Raw genomic sequence first — 24999 nt, 5'->3', positions numbered from 1 at the left:
TACACCCGAGTGGACTCGAACCACCGACCCCTACCATGTCAAGGTAGTGCTCTAACCAGCTGAGCTACGGGTGTATATAGATTGTTTCAATGTTTAAACTCTTTGAGAAGAGTGGTACACCCGAGTGGACTCGAACCACCGACCCCTACCATGTCAAGGTAGTGCTCTAACCAGCTGAGCTACGGGTGTATAATGTCTTGCTTTGTATGTTTTGGTGTATTGAACCACCAATCCCTACCGCCGCGGTTACAAAAAGAGGGTAGTGCTACTCTTTTTACCAGCTGAGCTACGGGTGTATTACTTATTTTTAATAAAATCAAAAACTTTAAAACATCTCGCTTCAAAGTGGATGCTATAGTAAGTGGGATAGCCTATAGCTTGCAAGCAAAAAAACCATTTTTATATCTAAATGGTGATTTGCTGTGCAACTTGCTTCAAGGTTAAGCAATGTTAAATGGTTAACCTTGGTAATTTTCATAATTTAGCCTATCTGACTAAATACCAAACCTTTCTTTTGAATGTACTTTAATCTTATTGCAAATAAAATTGCCGCCGATGTTAATCCTGCAATTAACCCAATCCAAAATCCATGAGCGCCCATGGCAGGTCGAACAATGTCAGTATATCCCAACACATAACCTATGGTCATGCCAATACACCAATACGAAAACAAGGTAATGTAAAACGCACTTCGAGTGTCTTTATAGCCTCTTAGCGCTCCTGCGGCGACAACTTGGATGGAGTCGGATATTTGATAAAATGCAGCAAGCATCATCAAGCTACCCGCTAAGGTAACCACTTCAGGATTATCATTATAGAGTAATGCGATCTCATGCCTAAAGGTCACCGTCAGTAGGGCGGTAAACACGGCCAAGACTAAAGACAAACCTAATCCAACTTTAGCGACAAGCGCTGATATCTCAGGTTGACCGCGACCAAGGTAATAACCAATACGAATAGACACCGCAATACCAATAGATAATGGCAGCATAAATATGATTGAAGAGAAGTTAAGGGCTATTTGATGACTCGCCACTACATTGGCGCCAAGAGGCGCTAAAAATAACGCGATGACGGCAAATAGGCTGACTTCAAAAAATAATGCCATTGCAATTGGCATCCCCAGCTTTGTCATCGCCCACATGTTAGCTAAGTGCGGACGATAAAACTGTTTAAACGGTTCCAGCTCTTTAAAGGTTTTATCGACTAACATGTAAATGATCATGGCGGCTAACATAGCCCAAAACACAAGCGCTGTAGCTACACCACAACCCGCACCGCCCATTGCTGGAATACCAAAACCACCATAAATAAACACGTAATTGGCGGGTATATTGACGGCTAATCCAATAAAGCCAATCACCATCGTTGGCATAGTATAAGAAATACCCTCACTGCAACCGCGCAGTACTTGATACAACACGAAGGCCGGAGCGCCCCACAAAATAGCATCAATATAACCAACCGTTAACGCATGCAGCTTGGGTTCTAAATTCATTAGTTCGAGTAAATAAGTAGAAGATGTGAGAAAGAACATCACACCAATACCACCAATTATGGCAATATATCCAGCCTGAAACAGTATCGCGGGAATGGCTTGCTGATTATTTGCACCATGATATTGTGCAAATACTGGCGTAAAAGACATGAGTAAACCTTGAACAAATAAGATTGCAGGTAACCAAAGACTGGTGCCCACAGCAACTGCAGCCATGTCTACTGCGCTGACGCGGCCAGCCATAACGGTGTCAATAAAGCCCATCATGGTCTGAGTCACTTGTGCAATCAGTACCGGCAGCGCTAATTTTATCAAGCGTGAAATTTGAAACCCTGTATTATTCATTAAAAAACCTATAACGGAACGAGATAAAATATGTTTACTGGTATAGTTCAAGCCACTTGTGAGGTGGTCTCAATTAACAATGCTACAGGTCTTAAAACCTTTGAAATCGCTATGACGCCAGAGTTAACACAAGGATTAGTAACAGGTGCTAGCGTAGCCAATAATGGTGTTTGCCTTACTGCTACCAAGATACTAAATGATAAGGTTTTTTTCGATGTAATGGAAGAGACATTAGCCGTAACTAACCTAGGTAATACCAATGTCGGTGATAGGATAAACATTGAACGTTCGTTAACGTTTGGGTCCGAAATCGGTGGGCATATTTTATCAGGTCATGTGCATACTCTGGCCACAGTAAAAGCCGTGAGTAACACCGACGAGCACTATAATATAGAACTGCAAGTTAATCCGCAGTGGATGAACTACATATTTTATAAAGGCTTTGTTGGAATTAACGGCTGTAGCTTAACGGTTGGTAAGCTCACTGACAATGGATTTATGCTGCATTTAATTCCTGAAACGTTAAAGCTGACCAATTTGGACGATTGCACCGTTGGCAGTAGGATTAATATCGAAATTGACAGTCAAACGCAGGTTATCGTTGATACCGTTGAGCGCATTTTGGCTAATAAGCAACTTGCGTAAATAAGCCACTCGTCATAAAGTGCCATAACTTGCTTGCTTCGCAGATTAAGCAGGCAAGTGCTATGGATTAATAAATTTGTTCATCGTCTGAATCGATATGAAGTTCTATTTTTCTACGATTATCATCTAGATGCATCCGAATGTGGATTGGATTACAACAAATACGACAGTCGTCATAATATTCTTGATCTCCTGAACTGGCATCTAAAGTGACATATTGATTATGCCCGCAATGGGGGCAACAAATGGCGCGCGAAAGCAGTCTCATAACTAATACTCCTCACTGACTCGTTATTAATAAGTATAGTGAGCATTTAGCATTTTGGATCATTCCTATGAATGATTCTATCAAATCAAAATAATTTTCATTCAAGATGAAGGTTAATGACATTTTATTTAATAATATTGCTTATAATCAGATATTAATGCTATCAATATAATTCACTGGTAATTAAATCGGTAATTAAATCGGTAATTAAATCGCCACATTGTATAAACAGTGACTGCGGCGCAGCGACTCGATCGAGATTGCACTCGTTAAATAATCGCTAATAACATTAGCCAGCTTCTTTTCATTTAATTTAGCAAAAAACACCATTTATACCTGTTATTCATCCCGTCATGGTTGCGCCATAATCCGCTTATCACATAGAATAGAGACCTGCGTTTTTGGGTAACTAAGACTCCTGTACTGTCTTGATTTCATTAGCGTGTCACTCGTTCAAAAAGAACATACTTAATTACCATGTGGCCCTACGTGTGGGTCACCACTGGACAAGGAATTTTCATGCCTATTATTACATTGCCTGATGGCAGCAAACGTGAGTTTGCCAATCCTGTATCGACTCTTGATGTTGCATTAGACATCGGCCCTGGTTTAGCTAAAGCGTGTATTGCTGGCCGAGTAAATGGTGAGCTAAAAGATGCAACAGACTTAATCACTGCAGATTCAGAGTTAGCTATCATTACGGCTAAAAACGAAGAGGGTGTTGAAATTCTTCGCCATTCTTGTGCCCATTTATTAGGTCACGCGATCAAACAAATGTGGCCTGAAACCAAAATGGCGATTGGCCCTGTAATCGATAACGGATTTTATTACGACATCGATTTAGATCATAAGCTGACGCATGAGGATATCGAAGCCTTAGAAAAGCGCATGCTTGATTTAGCAAAAACTAACTACGATGTGGTTAAAGAAGTTGTGTCTTGGCAACAGGCTCACGATGCATTTAGTGCTCGTGGCGAAGAATATAAAGTTGCCATTCTTGATGAAAATATCAGTAAAGACGCAACACCTGCGCTGTATAACCACGAAGAATACATTGATATGTGTCGTGGACCGCATGTACCTAACATGCGTTTTTGTCAGCATTTTAAATTGATGAGTGTTGCTGGTGCATACTGGCGTGGTAACTCAGATAACAAAATGCTACAACGTATATATGGTACTGCTTGGGCAGATAAAAAAGCGTTGAAAACCCATTTAGTGCGCTTAGAAGAAGCCGCTAAGCGTGACCATCGTAAAATTGGTAAGCAATTAGATTTGTACCACATGCAAGAAGAAGCACCTGGAATGGTGTTTTGGCATAACGATGGTTGGAGCATATTTTTGGAGCTTGAGAAGTTCATTCGCCAAAAGCTAGGTCAATACACTTATCAAGAAGTGAAAGGCCCACTGATGATGGATCGTGCATTGTGGGAACGTTCTGGCCACTGGGATAAATACGCAGATGCCATGTTCACGACTAACAGCGAAAACCGTGAATACGCTATTAAGCCAATGAACTGCCCAGGACATGTACAGATTTTTAACCAAGGGTTAAAATCTTATCGAGACTTGCCATTACGTATGGCTGAATTTGGTTGTTGTCATCGTAACGAACCATCAGGTTCACTTCACGGTTTAATGCGCGTACGTGGTTTTACCCAAGACGACGCTCATGTTTTTTGTACTGATGATCAAGTTCAACAAGAAGTGAGTGCATGTATCCAAATGGTATATGACACATACGCGACATTTGGTTTCGACAACATCGAGGTTAAACTGTCAACGCGCCCTGAAAAACGTATTGGCGACGATGACATGTGGGACCGCGCTGAAGAGGCATTAAAGCAAGCACTTGCCAATAATAATATTGAATTTGAAATATTACCCGGTGAAGGTGCGTTTTATGGCCCAAAAATCGAATTTACTTTGCATGACTGTTTAGATCGTGCATGGCAATGTGGTACAGTACAACTCGATTATGCATTACCGAATCGTTTAGGCGCGACTTATGTCGCAGAAGACAACAGTCGCCAGACGCCAGTAATGATCCATCGTGCTATTTTAGGTTCTTTAGAACGTTTCATAGGTATCTTGATAGAAGAATACGCGGGTAAATTTCCAACATGGCTTGCTCCAACGCAAGTGGTTGTAATGAATATTACCGATAAACAAGCTGTTTATGTTGAAGAAATCGTTAAATTCTTCAAAGAACAGGGTATTCGGACATCTTTTGACTTGAGGAATGAGAAAATAGGCTTTAAGATACGCGAACACACTCTAAGACGTGTGCCTTATTTATTGGTCGTTGGTGATCAAGAAATGGAAAATAAGGAAGTAGCGGTGCGTACACGTGACGGTATCGATTTAGGCAAGTTAAAACTAGAAGATTTCGCCGCGATGATACGTCAACAGATTTCGCTCCGTAGTCTCAAATTGTTGGAGGAATAGGTCATAAAGATCAAAAGAACAGCAGGGCGACAGCCGGCCCCTAATAGAATCAATGATGAAATCACTGGTGTACCTGAAGTCCGTTTATCAGGTTTAGATGGTGAACCAATTGGTATATTAAGTATAAAAGAAGCTCAGAACGTTGCAGATGAAGCCGGAGTTGATCTTGTCGAGATCAGTCCCAATGCTGAGCCTCCTGTCTGTCGCATCATGGACTACGGTAAGTTCCTTTTTGATAAAGCGAAAGCTCAAAAGGAACAAAAGAAGAAGCAGAAACAGGTCCAGGTTAAGGAAATTAAATTCCGACCTGGAACTGATGATAACGACTATCAGGTAAAACTACGCAACCTGATTCGTTTTCTAGAAGATGGGGACAAAGCGAAAATTACGCTGCGTTTCCGTGGTCGCGAAATGGCACACCAAAACCTAGGTATGGATCTTTTGAACCGTATCAAGGCCGATTTGGAACCGTATGCGGTTGTCGAATCTTTCCCTAAAATGGAAGGTCGTCAAGCAATTATGGTGCTAGCACCTAAAAAGAAATAGTAGGGCAACCTAAAGTAGTAAAAGTCTCTTGAGGCTTTTGCTCGCCTTACGTTTATTAACGTCCCAATGCGGAGTTTTAGAAATGCCTAAAATGAAAACAGACAAGGGTGTAGCGAAGCGTTTTAAGAAAACCGCTAATGGTTTCAAGCGCAAGCAAGCACACTTACGTCACATTTTGACCAAGAAAAGCACTAAGCGTAAGCGTCACTTACGTGCTAAATGTTTAGTTGCTAAGTCTGACGTTCCAGCAATCGCGCGTCAATTACCATACGCTTAATTTAGGAGTTTAGAAAATGCCAAGAGTTAAGCGTGGTGTAACCGCACGTGCTCGTCACAAGAAAGTTTTAAAATTAGCTAAAGGTTATTATGGCGCTCGTAGCCGTACTTACCGTGTTGCTGTTCAGGCAGTAACAAAAGCTGGTCAATATGCTTACCGTGATCGTCGTCAGAAAAAACGTCAATTCCGTCAGTTATGGATTGCACGTATTAATGCAGCGTCTCGTCAAAATGGTCTGTCTTACAGCCGTTTCATTAACGGCTTGAAAAAGGCGTCTATTGAAATCGATCGTAAGATTTTGGCTGACATCGCTGTTTTCGACAAAGTTGTTTTTGCAATTTTAGTTGAAAAAGCAAAAGAAGCGTTAAACTAAGTAATTAGTTGGTCGCTTTAAAAAGAGGAGCCTTCGGGTTCCTTTTTTTATATCTGCTACAAAGTAAGCTTCTTGCCATACAATGCCTCTCACCATTTCATGCCTGCCACTTTCAGAGGTGATCTCAACTACAGACATGATAGTTGATAGAACAATACCATTGAGCATACTTCGATCTATTTATATCCCAAACTTGTGATTTATTAATCAGACACCTCTACTCGTCAAACACTGCAATATTGTCAATGGATCCAATGCGGTTAGCCCGACAAAGAACTATTTTATGTTTATTTACTATCGCAAGTTAAAGTTCGTTAGCAGTATAAAAAGTGAAAATGACCACATATTTAATGAAATTAGCATTATAATGTACATAAAATTGAGGATTGTTTAACTTTTAATGAACTTTGTATCAACTATTAAAAGTCTCACTACTCACCGCTGGCATACAGTGGTATAACTAAATATATTTTCTCCATTCACTTCACTTAGGATAGTTGTAATGATCTTCTCTCAAGTCACGCTTGCTCCAGCAGACCCCATTTTAGGCTTAACGGATGCATTTAAAGCAGATGCTCGCCCTCACAAAGTCAACTTAGGGGTAGGTATTTATAAAGATGAAGCAGGGCAAACGCCTATATTATCTTCTGTAAAAAAAGCTGAAGCCATTTTACTTGAAACCGAAAAGACCAAGAATTATCTCGGTATTGAAGGTGTACAAGCTTACAATCAAGTTGTTCAAGATTTATTGTTTGGTCCTCAGAGTAATATTATTGCAAATAAACGTGCCGTTACAGCACAAGCACCCGGTGGTACAGGTTCATTACGGGTGGCTTCAGAATTTCTGGTCCGCAATACACGCTCAACAACAATTTGGGTCAGTAATCCTACTTGGGCTAATCATAAGAATATTTTTGAAACCGCAGGCTTAACGGTTAAAGAATACCGTTACTACAAGGCTGAAACTCATGACATGGATTTCGACGCCATGTTGGCTGATTTAGCGAATGCCAATGCGGGAGATGTGATATTACTTCATGGTTGCTGTCATAACCCAACCGGTATCGACTTATCGATTGAACAATGGAAGCAAGTCGCGAACATTTGTGTAGAAAAATCTTTGCTACCGTTATTTGATTTTGCTTACCAAGGGTTTGGTGCTGGTATTGAAGAAGACGCCCAAGGTCTGCGCGCTGTTGCTTCTGTGGTGCCAGAGCTATTAATTGCTAACTCATTTTCTAAAAACTTTGGTTTGTATAACGAACGTATTGGTGCTGTCACTATCGTTGCAGAAAATCAAGATGATGCTGTTAGAAGCTTTAGCCAAATCAAAAAAAATATTCGTGCCAATTACTCTAATCCTCCGGCACACGGTGGGTTGATTGTTAGCACTATTTTATCTGATAAGGCACTGCGCCAAGAATGGGAAGCCGAGCTGACTCTAATGCGTGAACGTATTGCAGACATGCGCAGCTTATTTGTTGAAAGTCTCAAAGCTGAAGGCGTAAAACAGGATTTTAGTTTTATCTCGCGTCAAAATGGCATGTTCAGTTTTTCAGGTTTAAATAAAAGCCAAGTTGCCCGTTTAAAAGATGAATTCGCTATTTATATTGTCGGTTCTGGTCGTATTAGCGTTGCAGGTTTAACGAAAAACAATATGCCCGCTGTGTGTAAAGCGATTGCACAAGTGATTTAACATTAGTGACAGATTAAAAAAGGCTGCACTATGCAGCCTTTTCTATTATCTGTGCACCATAATCTTGTTGTCATTGGTGAATGCGAGTTCGAGTCGGTTATTCGAATTAGATATCGATTCAAATCCAGTTTGACCCCATAGCAATACTTAGCAGGATCATTCTCTAGTCAATACTCTATTTTGGCAGCACTAACAGATACATTCTATGCAGTAGCTGAAAGTATTTTAGTCAAATCAATGGCTTTACTATTTGATTGGTATGATCCACACACTTGGCTAATGGCCTCAGCTAACGCTAGTTTATCGTGTAAACCAGGATGATGCTGGCTTACTAACGGAAAATGATTAAAACGAACCCCATTCACTTCGGAGCAAGCGAGCTCAATCTTATTGCCATGCTGAATAACATCGGCGATGACTTCCTTGCCTATAAGCTGGTTGAACCAAGCAATTTTATCTTCGATGCTAAAGGTGCTTGCTGGTGAATATTCGGGCGTTAAATTATCCACTAAAATAACATGCGCTTGAGAGTCTCGAATACTCTTGGTTAGCTGAGGGATCAATAACGGTGGCAGTATACTGGTTAAAAAACTGCCAGGGCCGATGATAATTAAATCGGCTTCAGCGAGTGCATAGCACGCCTCTGATGTTGCTTCGACTTCAGGCTCTAATGATAATGCAATCGGCGCTTCTTTCATGCCGTCGACATTAAGTTCGCCAAAGACTTTGTTGCCACAATGCGTAAGTGCAACAAGATGAGTTGAAGCTTCAGACATCGGAATAATTTGCGTCTCAATTTTAAGTAAGCCACGAATTAAATTTACCGCTTCAAGCGGTCTTACACAAAGTTGATCGAGTGCGTGTAAAACCAGATTACCTAAATTATGCCCAGAAAGTTCATTATCACCCGTGAAACGATGATCGAATAACATCGAACCTAACGATGGCCTTAGGGCCAGATGGGAAAGACAATTACGTAAATCTCCCCACGCTATAGTTTGTTGATCCTGCCTCAGCCGACCGGTAGATCCACCATTATCAGTGGTTGCAACAATCCCTGTTAATCTTGGGCCTAAAAAAGATAAAGCGGCAAGAATACGGCCTAATCCATGCCCGCCACCTATGGCTACCACATGATGATAATTATTGAGTTTTTGATCCAACATAATCTGTTCTCAAGTCCTTGAGTTGTTGAATAAGACGATATGCAGTCGATAAAGACTGCCCAGTTATCACGTTCAATTAATGTTAACTGTATATGGTCATTAAAGTGTAATTATTTTTCCGTTTTGCTGCCTATATTGGTCACAATCGGGACCCAAAGCCGATAAGCACCCCATCCACAAAAGCGCTTTACTGTATCCTATCGGTCATTAAGGTTATAATTAACGAGATTAGTAAGTTGAAAATGAATTTTTGATAAGGCAGGTACTATTGAAGATAGGCAATATAGGTAAAGTAACATTTGCATTAGGCTTAGCCGTTGTTGCATTGTTGGCGATAAGACTCTTTATCATTCCTAATACGACTCAAGAATCAGTCACATCTGGAACTCATCAACTTAATGAAGTTGATCTAGGTGAAGTACCGTTGTTTGCTGAAATAGATGATGTAGTCACTAAAAAGCAAACGTTCTTTGATTACTTGCGGCCTTCGGTTGAAGCTCAAAATCAAATTATTATTCACGACCGTCAATTCATATTGGCTGTTATTGATAAAATCGATAATGATTTAGGCTTAAGTGGATCTGATAATGAGAGGTTGAATTCAATTCTTGAATATTATCAATATGATGTTAAATCATTTACGCGCAATACCTTAACGCCCTTATTAAAGCGCGTCGATATCATTCCAGTTGATATGGTGTTAGTACAAGCTGCCAACGAAAGCGGTTGGGGCAGTTCACGTTTTGCAATCGACGGGTTTAATTTTTTTGGCCAGTGGTGTTTTACCGAGGGCTGTGGTTTAGTGCCATTAGCGAGGGCGGACGGCAAAAGCCATGAGGTGGCTGTATTTGATTCACCCAAAGAGTCAATTATTGCCTACATGATTAATTTAAACACTAATTCTGCGTATCGTTTATTTCGTTCTATTCGCGCTGATTTACGGGCGCAAAAAATTAAGCTGACCGCCGAGAAATTGGTTTATGGCTTAATTAATTATTCAGAACGAAAGGACGAGTACATTGATGATCTACTCGACATGCTTAAACACAATAAGCCATATTTACAAGGGAACAAAGCTAATGCTTAATCGCACGCTAGTGATCGGATTTATTTTTATATCGTCTATTTTTATGGTTAGTAGCAGTGTTGCTGAAACTGTTTCATTAGAGTACAAAGGCTTTTACGATCGATTAAAGCAAGTGAATAAGCAAAACTATCCATTGGTTGAGGTAGCCTTTAGTGTACCGATCACATCAGATTGCACCATAGTGTCAGGTAGTATCACTACCGAAAAAGAGCAGTTCCCACTACCGTATAATGCGCAACAGCGCTTATTTATTCCCTACGATCCGCAGTTGAAATCTGACCGAGGTTTGGTCAATATCAATGTGACCGGTGATGCAGAACAATGTGCCATTGCCATGCAGGTTCGCGCTAAAGAAACCAAGCTAAATTTCACTCAAACGGAACTGTTAGCACTAACCGGCGATATGAATAAGCTGCTTGATGGATTACAAGGTTTTCCGATGAAGTATTTTCGTAAACCGATTAGTGGACTGACATTTGAGTTTGCCAACCAACACAATAACGGCACTATCATTATGGCAACCATTGACGGTGTAGAATCGACAGTGGATCAGAAATACACACTGACACAGGCCAAAATCAATCAACTGCAACATCTTTCATTTAATCAGCAACCCACTGTCGTCAGTCCATTCGTCATGAAATAATGTCGGACTGTCATTCGAGCTAGATAAGTTCTACTCGAATAATTAGGCTAAACGTTTTTGTAAAACCAATTGATGTAATAATAAAGGCGTTGATATCAACGCCTTTAGTTTATCTGTTAACAGGTGAATGCCATTATTATGGCGTAAACGTCGCGACTACATCGATTCGATTACTGATATCTAAATCAATATGACCATTATTACTGATATCAACAAAATCAAAAGCAGGTAAATCTGCATCAGCAATATCACCCGTGTTCACAACATCTGAATTTCGTTGCAATGAAACAAAATCAAACTGCTCGCGGTCAACACCTTGCGATGGTGCGGTATTTTGCATTGCGGTAAAAATAGTTTCAATGCGACCAGGATATTGTTTATCCCAAAGCTGTAACATATCTTTAATCGCACCTCGTTTTAAATTTTCTTGCGAGCCACATAAGTTGCAAGGAATGATAGGAAACGATTTCAATGTCGAATATTCTTCAATGTCTTTTTCACGGCAATAGGCCAACGGACGAATAACCATATTGGCACCGTCATCAGATAACAGTTTAGGTGGCATAGATTTTTGTTTGCCGGCATAAAACATATTTAAAAATAAGGTTTCAATAATGTCGTCACGGTGATGACCTAGTGCAATTTTTGTTGCCCCTATGTGTTGGGCGAAACCATAAAGCGTACCACGACGCAAACGAGAACACAGTGAACATGTCGTTTTGCCTTCAGGTATCTTTTCTTTGACAATAGAATAGGTATCTTTTTCAAGAATATGGTAAGCGACACCTAACTCATCTAAGTATGCTGGCAACACATGTTCAGGAAAGCCAGGTTGTTTTTGATCTAAGTTAACAGCGACAATTTCAAATTTAATTGGCGCGCGTCGTTGAAGATTTAATAAAATATCCAGCATAGTGTAGCTGTCTTTGCCACCGGAAAGGCAACACATAACGCGATCACCATCTTCGATCATATTATAATCCGCAATCGCTGAACCGACTTCATGTCGTAAACGTTTTTGCAGCTTATTTATACGAGTTATATAATTTTCAGAGATTGTATCAACTTCAGACATAAAAAATGCGCCCAGTAACTAAGTGTTTCAGGGCGCGTATTATTCCAGCATTCGAGGTCAGGGTAAAGAAGTTAACCTCTTCTAATGGAGACTAATCTTCTAAAGGTGATTTATATCCATCAGGTTTAATCGCCAACAAATCACAATTAATACTGTCGATGACATGTTCAGCCGTATTACCAATTAATGTAGCAGAAAAACCTGTGCGGCCAACTGTACCAAGTACAACTAATTCAGCATCTAATTTGGTCGAGATTTCAGGAATAACATCTTCAGGTAATCCTTCTTCAACATGGCAGTTTTCTAATGGAATATTATAAGCTTGAGCTAAATACTGTACTCGTTGCTCATGCTGCATCCGCACAGTATTGTTATACACACTGGCATCAAAGTCGGGGAGTTCGATAGCGAGATTTACTGGCGTACCAGGATACCCATTAACTAAGTGCACACTTGCAGAGAATTTTTTGGCTAAATCGAGAGCGTGATTAATGATTTTACCGTTAAGAGTTTGATGATCTTCATCTTCGGTAGCAACGTTGACCGCACAGACAATTTTGCCTGCAACTGGCCAATCATGTTCTTTGACTAACAACACCGGGACAGGAGACTTACGCATTAAATGCCAATCTGTAGGGGTAAAAATGACCGCTTTTAATTTATGATGTTCATGTGTGCTTTTAACAATCAAATCATAATGACCTTTTATCGCATGATTTATTACACTTTCGAAAGGGCGGTTATGCCAAACAACTTCAGTATTAATATTAATATTATGCTTATCAAAACCACTAATGGCGTTTTCTAACCAGGCAACACGCTGATCGATGACACCTTGTCGCATAGCTTCACGTTCTTGGCTAGATAAAATAGAGGTCATTTCATATGAGAAATCAAAAATAGATAAAAATGCAGTTATCTCTGCCTGACTTTTTGACGCTAACTCAACAGCACGTGCCAATGCGGGTTGATGATCCGTTGTAGGATTAATCACCACTAATATCTTTTTATAATCCTTCATATAACCTCCAAGCTGTTATGTTTTTATTGATATTATCTATTGATAGTATTACCGTTTACTAATATTTAAACATTGAGATAGATCATACTAATTTAATTTAAGTGGCGATGCGAGCATTTCCAGCAAGGCTACTTAACGCGGAATGATCAATAATAGAAATGTACTTACCTTTGACTTCAATTAAGCCTGACTTTTGGAACCGGCCCAATAAACGGCTAATCGTTTCAACCGTTAACCCCAAATAATTACCGATATCACCGCGAGTCATCGAAAGTCTAAATTCATGGGGCGAGAACCCCCGTTTACCGAAGCGATTAGCAAGATTATTGATAAATGCGGCCAAACGTTCTTCGGCATTTTTCTTGGAAAGCAGGAGGATCATTTCTTGATCACTCATAATTTCATTACTCATCAATCGCATAATTTGCTGGCGCAGTTTAGGCATAGATCCAGATAAATCATCTAAGGTATCGTAGGGGATTTCACAGACCATTGAGGTTTCTAAGGCTTGGGCAAAACTCTGGTGACGTTGGGCATGAATACCATCAAAACCAATGACGTCACCCGCAAGATGAAAACCAGTAATTTGTTCATCACCTTGTTCTGTAATGGTATAGCTTTTAATCGTACCGGAACGGATCGCATACAATGACTTAAGTACGTCACCGGATTTGAAGATAAGATCACCTTTTTGAATGGGTTTTTTACGTTCAATAATATTATCGAGTTTATCAAGCTCTTCATTATTTAACGTAAAGGGTATACACAGGGCTTCCATACTGCAATCGTGGCAATGAATGGCGCAACCGCTAGTAGATGGACGAGTTTTAATGAAATCTGAAGGCATACCCATTCTCAATTTATGAAGACATCACCATGTTATACCATTCCGCATTAATAAGGTACTCCTCAACATGAGAGTTGCACTTGCTAAATGAAGTGAATGGACGGTGTAATAGTTACACGTTTACGGTTAAGCAAAAGTCCAATATAACTTACCTCTTTTGAACGCTCCTTAGACGCTAGTGCATATTGTAACAACTTAGTGAATAAATGCTTTAAATATTTAACATTTTGCTAATACCTATTGATTATAAAGGGTATTTATAGCTTAACGACAATATGTAACTCAGTTATCGTTACCAACTAGTTTAGTTGATTAAAAGCAATATAAAGAGTCTGCAATCCAAATAATACTAATAAGCCGCCGCTGAATAATCTCACTGCACGTTTTTGTACCCATTGAGCCAAGGTTTTTGCCGCTAATCCTGCAGCAAATAAAGCAGGTAGCGTACCCAAACCAAAAGCCAACATAATCAAGCCGCCTTGTAATGCGCTACCTGACGCGACGGACCAAGTTAACGTACTGTACACCAGACCGCAAGGTAACCAGCCCCAAACCATGCCGGCTAGCACTGCTTGCATTGGATGAGTAATCGGCATTATTTTACGTGTAAGCGGCTGTATATAACGCCAAAGGAGTTTACCTACTTTTTCAATGTGCACAATACCAAACCATATCTGAGCGATATACAGCCCAGTGAGTATCATCATGGTCCCAGCGATAATGCGCAGAACAATTAAATAGTTATCGGCATCGAATAAATGGCCTAAAGCAGACACGCTACCACCGACGATGGCTCCTGCAACGGTATAGCTAAAAATTCGGCCCAGATTATAACTAAATAGAAACGTTAGTTGTGTCGCTAAGCGGTTCTGGCCATGGGTGGGTATATTTGCAGAAAAAGCCCCAATCAACCCGCCACACATTCCAAAGCAATGGGCTGCGCCCATTAAACCAACAATAAACGCGCCACCGAGGTTATATTCAATCACGGTTTTGACTCTGGTTTATCATCGAGAGTATCCGAACCAACGAGTTCAGCACTGGTAGAATTGGTAGGATGACTATTAGTGCTGTCGTTAACGTTAGTATTGGCTTTTATATCGTCTTCATCAAATAAAATGGATACACTTTGTCTATCTAAATCATCAAATTGCTCAGACTTTACCGCCCAAAAGAAGATAGACACTGCAATTAATACAAATAGCATCGCAATGGGGATTAAGACGTAAATGATACTCATAATTTTATCCTAAGAAGCCGTAAACTGTTGCTCACCACGATCAGTGAACTCACGGACATGCCAATAGCTGCAATATATGGGGCAACATGCCCAGTCACTGCTAATGGCAAAATTACCATGTTATAAGCAAAAGCCCATAACAAATTTTGATGAATAATTCGCTGTGCTTGCTTAGCAACATAAATGGCATCATTAAAGCGTGATAAGTGATCGCCCAGTAAAATTAAGTCGGCACTGTTTTTGGCTATAGCGCTACCGCTGCCCATAGCTACCGACAAATTTGCTCCGGCTAATACTGGCGCGTCATTAATACCGTCGCCAAACATGGCCACATTGGCTTTTTGTTGTAATCGATTAACTAATGCTAACTTACCTTGAGGTGATAAACCTGAATGCACATCTGAAATACCTATTTTGTTTGCTAAAAACTCAACATGACCCGAACTATCACCACTGGCTATACTCAGTTTTATATTGGCCGCTTTTAACGCATTGACAGTTGCTAAACTGTCGATACGTAACTGGTCTAGCATCTCAATTTTTGCAACCAATTTATTATCGATAGACAGAAAAATCCACTGACTTTCTAATGCTTGTGGCGACACTTGATTGCAGTCTGGGGTAACAAATTGTGCCGTTCCAATACAGACTTGTTGTTGATTAATACAGGCTCGAATACCTAATCCAATATGATGGTCAACATGTTCAACAATGTGCTTGTTATCATAAAAGGGCTTAAATGCTAACGCGATAGGATGTAAAGAACCTTGTTCGGTGGCTGCCGCTAACGATAACACTTGCTCTGATGAATATTGTCCAAAGGTTTGCACTTCACCAATGGATAAATAGCCGCATGTTAAGGTTCCGGTCTTATCAAACACCACATGATCGATTTTAGTGAGTTTTTCAAAAATCCCAGTCTTTCTCGGAATAACACCCAACTTAGTAAAAATAGCCGTGGCGCAAGTCACTGCTGTCGGCGTAGCAAGGGCGAGGGCGCAGGGACACGTCGCCACTAATACCGACAAGGTAATCCAAAAGGCATCATCGGGAGAAATCGATAACCAAACCAAATAGGTTATTGCTGCTATCGATAATATTGATGCGGAAAAGTAACGCGCTAAACGGTCGGCCACTAAAGCGATGGCCGGTTTGTTGTTTGACGCAAGCTCTTGCAGGCGAATAATTTCAGCTACCAGTTGATCTTGTCCTAGCGCAGTGACGCGAACTTGAAGAGGTTGTTCGATATTAATCGTTCCCGCATAAACTTTATCAGCAAGGTGTTTGCTTATTGGCATTTGTTCACCGGTAAGCATGGCCTCATTGACACTTGATTGCCCTAAAACCACCTCGGCGTCTGCCGCAATGACTTCACCCGGTTTTACCAAGATAATATCGCCAATGATTAATTGTTTAGCGGCAATTTCAGTGGCATCACCATTACGCAGTAAATGCGCAGTGAGCGGCACAAGCTTATGAAGATTACTTGAACTGACCGATGCTTTTTGCCGAGCGGATTGTTCAAAATAACGGCCCAGCAATAAGAAAAAGGTAAACATAGACACAGATTCAAAATACACTTCGCCATTGCCCTGAATCGTCGCCACACAACTGGCAACATAAGCGCCTAAAATAGCGATAGAGACCGATACATCCATATTAAGCTTGCCACTTAATAGGCTGCGAAGTGCACTGAAATAAAACGGTTGCGCAGAATACAGCACCACAGGTGCGGCAAACATTAAACTGACCCAACGAAAATAATCACGGAACTCAACATCTAAGCCGGTGAAATATCCCGTGTATAAGGCGAGGGCAAACATCATCACCTGCATGGTGGCAAACCCTGCGAGCCCTAGACGGAGTAAGAATTTACGGCTGTCCACTTTTGATTGTTTTTCTTGTTCATCAACCTGATAAGGTGCAGCTTGGTAGCCAACTTTACTGATGATCTGCAGAATTTCGCTGAGTTGAATAATATGACTGTCCCAACTGACTAACGCCCGTTGAGTCGTAGAATTGACTAACACATTAGTAATACCGGCAACGGGCTTAAGTTTGTGTTCAATTAGCCACGCACAAGCTGCGCAAGTAATACCGTCAATTGACAGGGATGTTGAATCAATAGCGCCTTGCTTATGGACAAAATCTTGCTGTACTTCAGGTAAATCATAAGCACTATATTGGGATAATTGTTCAGGCACCAGTGCTGTTTGACGCTGACCTGGTTCACTTCTAAATTGATAATAGCTGCTTAAGCCTGCATCCATAATGGCTTGCGAAACCGCTTGGCAACCAGGGCAACACATAGGTTGTTGTTGCCCTTGAATTAATGTGGTGTATTGTTCACCTGTGGTGACAGGCTCATTACAATGAAAACAAGATGTCATCTCTTTATATCAACTTCATTAAACATATAATCATTCAAATACGTAGTGGGTGTGGTATTAATTTAGCCAATATTCAACATCATCTTTAATATCAATGCGTTGTTGTATACGCCATTTACCATCAAATCCTTCTATACGCACTTCCCATGGGCCTGTGATCGCATCTGATAACGGTATGTGATAAACGTAATTAGCATCGGCTGTGGCGTTTAAATTGAAATCATTTTCTTCTATCGTAGGATGATAAAACCGCACTTTGAGCGCGGCGCGGTATTGCGGACCGCCGTGTTGAGTGATTTGTAATTCTTTATCCGCGACCGTAACCAAAAACTTCATCCCAATTTGTTGGGCGTATTTTATCTTACGCAAATCCATGTTTATGGCTTTGCCTTTTTTATAATAATCTTCGGCAACCAGAGAGTCAGAATTATCCAAAGCAATCTTTAAGGTCGTTAAACTAGCAATAACCGCACACATAGGTAACACGATTAAAAACCAAGGCCAAAATTGCTTATACCAAGGGAGTTCTGTAGACATGATACATCCTAAAATGGTGGAAATGATTCTGGGGTATTTTACCCCGTAATGGCTTAATAATCACTTAAAAAAAAGGCCTCGATTATGTCGAGGCCTTGTTGTTACTTATATGTAACTATTTGTTTGATAGACTATAAACATAAGCAGTAATGACATGGACTTTCTCTTCACCAAGAATGTCTTTCCATGCTGGCATAACACCTGCACGGCCATTAATGATAGATTCAGCAATCACACCACGGCTGCCGCCGTATAACCAAATATTATCAGTCAGATTAGGTGAACCCATGAACTTGTTGCCTTTTGCATCCATGCCATGGCATGCAAAACAACCTTTCATAAATGAACCTTGGCCTTGAGCTGCTAGCGCTTCATCATGTTCACGCCCAGACAGTTTTACCACGTATTCAGCTAGACCTTTAATCTCGCTGTCTTCGATAGGTAAACCACCTTTAGGCGGCATCATACCGTTACGACCGTTCATCAGAGTGGTCTTTATCGTGGCAAGTTCACCACCATATAACCAATCACCGTCGGTAAGGTTAGGGAAGCCCTTAGAACCGCGAGCGTCAGAACCATGGCACTGTGCACAGTTTTGTAAAAACAAACGACCGCCCACTTTTAATGCTTCAGGATCTTTCACTAACTCTTCTAACGGTGTCGCTAAATAAGCATCAAAAATCGGACCGTATTTTTCATCAGCATGAGCGACTTCGCGGTCATACTGAGATAAACGGTTTTCATCTTTTGCTGCTTCAAGGGCCGCAGCTGAGTCTGCTTTAAGTCCTTTATCAGTACCAATGCTTTGATTAGAACTTGTCCAACCAAACAGACCTTTATAGTTACCTAGGCCTGGATACAGAGCTAAATAGATCACACCGAATACGATGGTTAAATAGAACATATACGCCCACCACTTAGGTAGTGGGTTGTTCAGTTCTTCAATACCATCAAAACTGTGGCCCATTGATTCGCCTTCTTCTACACCGGTGTAATTTTTATTAACCACCTTAAGAAGAATAAAACAACCAGCAATGACCACAATCGTCAGTACAGTAATCCAAATGCTCCAGAAGTTACTCATAATCATGACTTCTGATCTCCCGAATCTTTTGACATCTTCGCAAGTTCATCTTCTGTGAATACTAAGTTAGCTGCTTCATCAAACTTTGACTTGCTGTGCTTACTGTATGCCCACAAAAAAATACCCACAAAGGTCACCATAACAACTATGGTCAAAATGCCTTGAAAAGTACCGTAATCCATAATTGCCTCCTATTTGAGTGCGTGACCCAAAGATTGCAAATAAGCGATTAGCGCCTGCATTTCAGTCTTACCTTCAACTGCTTTTTGAGCGCCAGCAACTTCTTCGTCAGTGTAAAGATCATTACCTTTATAACCGCCTTTATGCAGGTTACGTAGAATAGTCATCTTGTCACCAGTCAATACGCCGTCGAGCTTGTTTTCGGCTAACCAAGGAAAACCAGGCATATTCGACTGTGGCACAACGTCACGAGGGTTAAGTAAATGTACTTCATGCCACATATCACTGTAACGTCCACCTACACGTGCTAAATCGGGACCAGTACGCTTAGATCCCCATTGGAATGGGTGATCCCAGACAGACTCGCCAGCAACAGAATAGTGACCATAACGTTCTGTTTCAGCACGTAAAGGGCGGATCATTTGGCTGTGGCAGTTGTAACAACCTTCACGAACATAAATGTCACGACCTTCAATCTGTAACGCAGTATACGGAATTAGACCCTCAACTGGTTCAGTGGTGTCTTTTTGAAATATCAGCGGGGTAATCTGCACTAAACCACCAAAACTAATGGCGATGACCGTGAAGATAGCAAGCAGACCGACATTCTTTTCAATTAATTCATGATTAAATTTCATCGAATCTGCTCCTTAAGCTTCTGCAATAGCAGGTAATGAATCTTTAGACGCTCTAACGGTACGAATAACGTTATAGGCCATAATGAACATACCGGTTAAGAAGAAACAACCACCAATAAAGCGTACAAAATAGAATGGGTACGAGGCTTCTAAACTCTCAACGAAACTGTAAGTCAGTGTTCCATCAGCGTTGACTGCGCGCCACATCAGACCCTGCATAACGCCCGAAATCCACATACTAACGATATACAAGACAGTACCGATAGTGGCTAACCAGAAATGTACGTTAATGAGCTTCATGCTGTACATACGGCCGTGGCCAAATAACACTGGAATTAAGTGGTATAAAGAACCAATAGACACCATTGCCACCCAGCCTAGCGCGCCAGAGTGAACGTGACCAATAGTCCAGTCGGTATAATGAGATAGCGCATTGACCGTTTTAATTGCCATCATTGGGCCTTCGAAGGTAGACATACCGTAGAAAGACAATGAAACCACTAAGAAACGTAATACTGGGTCTGTACGAAGCTTATGCCACGCACCAGACAAGGTCATAATACCGTTAATCATACCGCCCCAAGATGGCGCAAATAAAATTAATGACATTACCATGCCTAATGACTGAGTCCAGTCAGGAAGGGCAGTGTAATGTAAGTGGTGAGGACCGGCCCAAATGTATAACGCGATCAATGCCCAAAAATGAACAATTGATAAACGGTAAGAATAAACTGGGCGACCAGCTTGCTTAGGCACGAAGTAATACATCATCCCCAAGAAACCAGCAGTAAGTAAGAAGCCTACCGCATTATGACCATACCACCACTGAACCATCGCATCGACTGCACCAGAGTACAGAGAGTAAGACTTAAATAAGCTTACGGGTACCGCCATTGAGTTGACAATGTGAAGTACTGCAACAGTAATGATAAAGGCACCAAAGAACCAGTTCGCCACATAAATGTGGGATGTCGTTCGTTTAGCGATTGTGCCGAAGAAAACAATTGCATAGCTAACCCAGATAATCGTAATTGCGATATCAATAGGCCATTCTAATTCTGCATACTCTTTACCTTGGGTAAACCCCATTGGTAGAGTGATTGCAGCTGCAATAATAACGGCTTGCCAACCCCAGAAGGTAAATGCGGCTAATTTAGGCGCAAATAGACGGACTTGACAAGTGCGTTGCACAACATAGTAGGATGTAGCGAAAAGAGCTGATGTTCCGAATGCGAAAATCACCGCATTGGTATGTAATGGTCGTAAACGACTATACGTTAACCAAGGTGTTTCGAAGTTCAGTTGTGGCCAGATTAACTGAGCCGCAATCAATACACCTACTGACATACCAACGATTCCCCACAAAACTGTGGTTAGTGCGAATTGGCGGACAATGGTGTAGTTGTAATCAGCGCCTGTAGACTGGGAATGGTTCATCATAATGCTTCCACGGCTTATTACTTATACTTTTAATATTAGTAAAGCGAGCTTTACCTGTTAGATTAACAACTGGTCATAAATTGAGCCATTTAAGACTGTTTTTAATGCCATTTGTCAAGGTGTTACCTCATGACGTCTCTTTCTATCACGAAGCGGAGTAATGATACTTGAGCTACGTCAAAAAAGATACTTCACAACCGGAATCAAAATTGATCTAGATCAATCTATGAAAGATAATGTTACTAACTCAACCATGAAGGTTAAAAAAACATGCATAAATTTATCCAAATTATCATTTTCAATTTTTTCTTAATGTTTTTAATAGCCTGTGACAGACCACAAACGCAAGAACAACAAGATTTACCAATTGATGAAACGTTATGTGAATTTTCAGAGGGAGAATGTTACCAAGAAGTAGCAGGCTTGCAAGTCGGTTTACTGATCGACCCCGTCGATACTCCCAGTGAAAAACCATTAATAGTTACGTTAAAGAGTAGTCAAGCGATCACTAATGTTTCTATGAGAATAGAAGGGCGCGATATGTTCATGGGTGTCATACCTGTTACATTGTCCGAAATACAGAACAATTTCTATCAAGGTTCATTGATTTTTGGTTCCTGTAGCAGTAATTATATGGTCTGGACAGTGATGGTATCCTTTGACTACCAACAACAACCACGCACATTAATGTATGACTTTTTAGCGGATAACGATAAATAATTATTGCTTAGTCAAGGTTATCAAATACCAACAATGATGCATTACAGGCTAGGGCACAGGTTATAGGGAATCAATATTTGCATACCTATAGCCTTAAATATCCAAGCCGGTCCACCATATGCAGAGTGTTTTCTATCAAATCATCATAAACCGAAGCTAAATAGCACTCCAAGTGTAAACAATGTCTTACTGCACAAACTCATGTAGGGCATCAAACAGCCGGTTCATTTCCTTATAAATCATGATCCATAACACAGAAGCGGTGTTCTTCACTAATAACTAATTGATAATCATTCTCATTAATGTATTATCAAGTAACACCACTTAATTGAATGAAATGAATAGGGCATAGCTAAAAGAGAAGAGGGTTGGGTATCAATGCAAGTCATCCATCCGCTGCGAGTATAGCGATAAATGTCAATCTACATGGGGAAAAAGGAGCACACATGAACAGAGTCAATGTGTCTATCGATACAGAAAAAGTTGCCCAGTTAATCAAAGCAGGTCATTTATGCGCTGCAGAATTACAGTGCTTAGACCGAACCAGTAAACAAACTATTTGGCAATTATGCCTGTGGAGCTGTCAAAAACGGTTTACTTGTCATAATAATCAATGCCAACAACCGTCGTGTAAGCCATCAAACGCGATTGAGCATTGTATGCAGCAGTTAATCACAGACGAAGATATTGCAGAGTCCACATATTCGTATATTGAAAACTCGTATCCAAAAATGACCACGATTGATGCCGATAAATAACATTATCGGCATCAGCCAAAAAATAGTACAATAAGGCAATATAATCAATAACCTATATTTGTTCATATGGCCAATAAACTACTTGAAGAACTGCCACCGGTATTGCCACTATTTGACGCTGCAGAATTTGTATTACAAGGTAATGCCTACATAAACCAATACATTACCAAAATATCTATTAATAAAGTGGCTGATGCTGGGCTCATTATTGAGCACTGTGCGGATTGGTTGTTTGAACAAAAGCACTCTGAAAACAACTACAAAGCCTACCGCAGCGAATTAACCACGTATCTGCATTGGTGTTTTGACGTCGTCGCATTATCGCCAATCGCGGTGACGCGCAAAGACATTGCCAAGTACGTCGATTACTGCCAATCGCCACCACAGGCACTTATAGGTTACTTCAATGTGGCACAATTCAAACTCGACAAAGCCACTGGTGAGCGAGCGCCAAACTCACAATGGCGGCCATTTGTTGGTAAAAAACAACTCGGGAAATGTCTGCCATATCAACTAAGTGATAATGCACTCAAGACTAAAATTGCTATATTATCATCATTTTATGGGTACTTAATTAGTGAAGAATACACCGAGCGTAACCCAGCGCAATTATGGTTAAAGCACAGTCGATTTGCCATAACGCGTAAGTTCACCATCAATGAAGACAACAACCATCATGCATTCACCGAGTTGCAATGGTCCTATGTTATCAGTACTGTCAGCCAACTAGCCAAGGCCCAGCCAGAGCAACATCAGCGCAGTTTGTTGCTAATAACACTAATATATAGCTGCTATTTACGCATATCAGAAATCAGTGCTCGTGCAGGTTATGCACCTATAATGAGCCAATTCAGACAAGATCCACATTCTGGCATCTGGTATTTCCACGTACCATTTTCTAAAAGCGGTAAAGCCCGAAATATTGCCATTTCAAAAGTATTACTCGCTGGATTAGTGGATTATCGACGTTTTCTGCACCTCAGTGATTTACCCAGCATCAACGATCAACATCCTATATTCGTGCGCCACAAAGCCGCAGCTCATGGACGAGAATCAGGCGTCATCAACGCCAATCTTGGTATTAGACAAATACGCGACGAAATAGACAAGCTGATTACCTTAGCCGCAGATAATGCAGCCAAAGATGGTTTCGAGCATGACAGTCAACTGATGCGAACACTCAGTGCTCATAATATTCGCCATACCGGGATCACGCACGATATCAATATCAACCGTCGACCATTATCACATGTCCAGGCCGACGCCGGCCATGAGAGCATCGACACCACATCACAGTATTTGCACACCACACAAACTGAACGACACCAAAGTGCATTCAACAAACCATTAAGTCATCTTGCTGAGATTGAATAATCGACTGGCATTACTAAACAAAACCAAAAGCATGCAATCTCAGCACGATACTAAATAGCCAATTTGGTTAAAATAAACGCTTAAGGCCGTATATAAACATTTTACGGTTTAATGCAATGATGATGACCAAGCCTCAAATGCGCAGTCTCGAACAGCGTATTTAACAAAGGCACATGTATGCGTACAATGTATATTATGTTAAATAGAGTATATGTGTATTGTTACTTAATACCTGTATGCGTGTGCTTTCTCATTTCAAATGGTTTTTGTCTCACTTCGTGGATCTGGCCTTTTAGTATTTATAATCAAATAGTTATATTGAAGCCAACGATTTGACCGCACAACTTTGGTGCAAAAAATACATCAGAGCGCTTTTTATGTCAGTTTTAACCACCTGACTTTTTAAAATCCTGTGGTATGTTTTTTTGATGTATTTTTCTCAGTTGGTGATATTGATAACTGACGTGTGGTATTCCTTTAACAAAGCCTACAAATGCATACCAGCCCTCCTGCTAATCACTCTTTATTCGTTCTGATTTGAGACTGATTGAAGACAATTGCCATGATTATAAAGCGCCAATAACTGTTTCAAACTGTTGTTCACCATCTAGTTGAATTTGTATTAAATATTCTGGCTTAGCGCCAATCGTCCACATTCCTTGTTTAAGGATCATATTATTTCCTTTAATTCCATATGTTT

General features: G+C 40.6%; 25 protein-coding genes and 2 tRNA genes. 11 read left to right on the top strand and 16 right to left on the bottom strand.

From position 1 onward, the window contains the following. The 3 genes from AAEY93_RS14850 to AAEY93_RS14840 form a co-directional block, all read right to left on the bottom strand. Positions 1–74, bottom strand: a tRNA-Val gene (locus tag AAEY93_RS14850). A 38-nt stretch (positions 75–112) separates the two neighbouring features. Beyond that, positions 113–189 (bottom strand) — tRNA-Val (locus tag AAEY93_RS14845). Between the two features lie 292 nt (positions 190–481). Further along, positions 482–1843 (bottom strand): MATE family efflux transporter, encoded by a 1362-nt coding sequence (locus tag AAEY93_RS14840; RefSeq protein ID WP_101031394.1) that lies wholly within the window; start codon positions 1841–1843, stop codon positions 482–484. A 30-nt stretch (positions 1844–1873) separates the two neighbouring features. Here AAEY93_RS14840 and AAEY93_RS14835 point away from each other — a divergent pair, with 30 nt between their 5' ends. Further along, a complete protein-coding gene (locus tag AAEY93_RS14835; protein WP_124014155.1) occupies positions 1874–2488 on the top strand; it encodes a riboflavin synthase subunit alpha in 615 nt (204 codons plus the stop codon). A gap of 67 nt (positions 2489–2555) precedes the next feature. On the opposite strand, the gene AAEY93_RS14830 is transcribed toward AAEY93_RS14835, so the two are convergent. Further along, complete coding sequence (locus AAEY93_RS14830) at positions 2556–2756, bottom strand: CPXCG motif-containing cysteine-rich protein (RefSeq protein ID WP_101031398.1); 201 nt, start codon at positions 2754–2756, stop codon at positions 2556–2558. Between the two features lie 519 nt (positions 2757–3275). Here AAEY93_RS14830 and thrS point away from each other — a divergent pair. The 5 genes from thrS to AAEY93_RS14805 all read left to right on the top strand — a co-directional run bounded on the left by thrS (position 3276) and on the right by AAEY93_RS14805 (position 8096). After that, a complete protein-coding gene (gene thrS, locus AAEY93_RS14825; RefSeq protein WP_101031400.1) occupies positions 3276–5204 on the top strand; it encodes a threonine--tRNA ligase in 1929 nt (642 codons plus the stop codon). Between the two features lie 3 nt (positions 5205–5207). Next, positions 5208–5750 carry a translation initiation factor IF-3 gene (gene infC / locus AAEY93_RS14820; protein WP_101031402.1) on the top strand — a complete coding sequence of 181 codons (543 nt, stop codon included), beginning with the start codon at positions 5208–5210 and terminating at the stop codon, positions 5748–5750. Between the two features lie 82 nt (positions 5751–5832). Continuing rightward, positions 5833–6027, top strand: coding sequence for a 50S ribosomal protein L35 (rpmI, locus tag AAEY93_RS14815; protein WP_011496149.1), 195 nt, complete (start codon positions 5833–5835; stop codon positions 6025–6027). A gap of 16 nt (positions 6028–6043) precedes the next feature. Next, positions 6044–6400, top strand: a complete 357-nt coding sequence (rplT, locus tag AAEY93_RS14810; protein ID WP_101031404.1) for a 50S ribosomal protein L20 — start codon at positions 6044–6046, stop codon at positions 6398–6400. A gap of 502 nt (positions 6401–6902) precedes the next feature. Continuing rightward, positions 6903–8096 (top strand): amino acid aminotransferase, encoded by a 1194-nt coding sequence (locus AAEY93_RS14805; RefSeq protein WP_101031406.1) that lies wholly within the window; start codon positions 6903–6905, stop codon positions 8094–8096. A gap of 203 nt (positions 8097–8299) precedes the next feature. On the opposite strand, the gene yvcK is transcribed toward AAEY93_RS14805, so the two are convergent. Then, positions 8300–9262, bottom strand: coding sequence for a uridine diphosphate-N-acetylglucosamine-binding protein YvcK (gene yvcK / locus AAEY93_RS14800; protein WP_233768517.1), 963 nt, complete (start codon positions 9260–9262; stop codon positions 8300–8302). A gap of 268 nt (positions 9263–9530) precedes the next feature. Between yvcK and AAEY93_RS14795 the strand changes: the two genes are divergently transcribed. Both AAEY93_RS14795 and AAEY93_RS14790 read left to right on the top strand, forming a co-directional pair. After that, positions 9531–10349 carry a glucosaminidase domain-containing protein gene (locus AAEY93_RS14795; protein ID WP_101031408.1) on the top strand — a complete coding sequence of 273 codons (819 nt, stop codon included), beginning with the start codon at positions 9531–9533 and terminating at the stop codon, positions 10347–10349. Beyond that, positions 10342–10995: a DUF2987 domain-containing protein gene (locus tag AAEY93_RS14790; protein WP_124014156.1), complete on the top strand. Its 654-nt coding sequence runs from the start codon at positions 10342–10344 to the stop codon at positions 10993–10995. Before AAEY93_RS14795 ends, AAEY93_RS14790 begins: the two co-directional genes overlap by 8 nt. Before the next feature lie 136 nt (positions 10996–11131). On the opposite strand, the gene ttcA is transcribed toward AAEY93_RS14790, so the two are convergent. The 11 genes from ttcA to ccoN all read right to left on the bottom strand — a co-directional run bounded on the left by ttcA (position 11132) and on the right by ccoN (position 21447). Continuing rightward, complete coding sequence (gene ttcA / locus AAEY93_RS14785; protein WP_124014157.1) at positions 11132–12070, bottom strand: tRNA 2-thiocytidine(32) synthetase TtcA; 939 nt, start codon at positions 12068–12070, stop codon at positions 11132–11134. 91 nt (positions 12071–12161) lie between these two features. Then, positions 12162–13091, bottom strand: a complete 930-nt coding sequence (uspE, locus tag AAEY93_RS14780) for a universal stress protein UspE (RefSeq protein ID WP_124014158.1) — start codon at positions 13089–13091, stop codon at positions 12162–12164. Between the two features lie 97 nt (positions 13092–13188). Continuing rightward, on the bottom strand, positions 13189–13938 hold the full coding sequence (etrA, locus tag AAEY93_RS14775) for an electron transport transcriptional regulator EtrA (protein WP_101031416.1): 750 nt from the start codon (positions 13936–13938) through the stop codon (positions 13189–13191). Between the two features lie 299 nt (positions 13939–14237). Further along, positions 14238–14927: a sulfite exporter TauE/SafE family protein gene (locus AAEY93_RS14770; RefSeq protein ID WP_101031418.1), complete on the bottom strand. Its 690-nt coding sequence runs from the start codon at positions 14925–14927 to the stop codon at positions 14238–14240. Beyond that, positions 14924–15178 carry a cbb3-type cytochrome oxidase assembly protein CcoS gene (gene ccoS / locus AAEY93_RS14765; protein WP_124014159.1) on the bottom strand — a complete coding sequence of 85 codons (255 nt, stop codon included), beginning with the start codon at positions 15176–15178 and terminating at the stop codon, positions 14924–14926. The genes AAEY93_RS14770 and ccoS overlap by 4 nt, the downstream gene beginning before the upstream one ends. Further along, positions 15175–17568, bottom strand: coding sequence for a heavy metal translocating P-type ATPase (locus AAEY93_RS14760; RefSeq protein ID WP_124014160.1), 2394 nt, complete (start codon positions 17566–17568; stop codon positions 15175–15177). The genes ccoS and AAEY93_RS14760 overlap by 4 nt, the downstream gene beginning before the upstream one ends. A gap of 57 nt (positions 17569–17625) precedes the next feature. Beyond that, complete coding sequence (locus AAEY93_RS14755; RefSeq protein WP_101031424.1) at positions 17626–18105, bottom strand: FixH family protein; 480 nt, start codon at positions 18103–18105, stop codon at positions 17626–17628. A 115-nt stretch (positions 18106–18220) separates the two neighbouring features. Next, positions 18221–19189: a cytochrome-c oxidase, cbb3-type subunit III gene (ccoP, locus tag AAEY93_RS14750; protein WP_101034667.1), complete on the bottom strand. Its 969-nt coding sequence runs from the start codon at positions 19187–19189 to the stop codon at positions 18221–18223. Between the two features lie 2 nt (positions 19190–19191). After that, positions 19192–19371: a cbb3-type cytochrome oxidase subunit 3 gene (locus AAEY93_RS14745; RefSeq protein ID WP_101031426.1), complete on the bottom strand. Its 180-nt coding sequence runs from the start codon at positions 19369–19371 to the stop codon at positions 19192–19194. Between the two features lie 9 nt (positions 19372–19380). Next, positions 19381–20007, bottom strand: coding sequence for a cytochrome-c oxidase, cbb3-type subunit II (gene ccoO, locus AAEY93_RS14740; protein WP_101031428.1), 627 nt, complete (start codon positions 20005–20007; stop codon positions 19381–19383). Between the two features lie 12 nt (positions 20008–20019). Further along, the gene (gene ccoN, locus AAEY93_RS14735; protein ID WP_124014161.1) at positions 20020–21447 is read right to left on the bottom strand and encodes a cytochrome-c oxidase, cbb3-type subunit I; all 1428 of its coding nucleotides are present in this window, start codon (positions 21445–21447) and stop codon (positions 20020–20022) included. A 270-nt stretch (positions 21448–21717) separates the two neighbouring features. On the opposite strand from ccoN, the gene AAEY93_RS14730 reads away from it, so the two are divergent. The 3 genes from AAEY93_RS14730 (at position 21718) to AAEY93_RS14720 (ending at position 24299) form a co-directional block, all read left to right on the top strand. Beyond that, positions 21718–22167 carry a hypothetical protein gene (locus AAEY93_RS14730; protein WP_351077910.1) on the top strand — a complete coding sequence of 150 codons (450 nt, stop codon included), beginning with the start codon at positions 21718–21720 and terminating at the stop codon, positions 22165–22167. A gap of 446 nt (positions 22168–22613) precedes the next feature. After that, on the top strand, positions 22614–22925 hold the full coding sequence (locus tag AAEY93_RS14725) for a hypothetical protein (protein ID WP_164839395.1): 312 nt from the start codon (positions 22614–22616) through the stop codon (positions 22923–22925). A gap of 66 nt (positions 22926–22991) precedes the next feature. Further along, positions 22992–24299 carry a tyrosine-type recombinase/integrase gene (locus AAEY93_RS14720; protein WP_124014163.1) on the top strand — a complete coding sequence of 436 codons (1308 nt, stop codon included), beginning with the start codon at positions 22992–22994 and terminating at the stop codon, positions 24297–24299. Positions 24300–24999 lie beyond the last annotated feature (700 nt).

Origin of the sequence: Shewanella sp. CAL98-MNA-CIBAN-0140, assembly GCF_040309905.1 — a bacterium.
GTDB classification, from domain to species: Bacteria; Pseudomonadota; Gammaproteobacteria; order Enterobacterales; family Shewanellaceae; genus Shewanella; species Shewanella psychromarinicola.
This window is presented reverse-complemented; position numbering and strand designations above follow the sequence as displayed.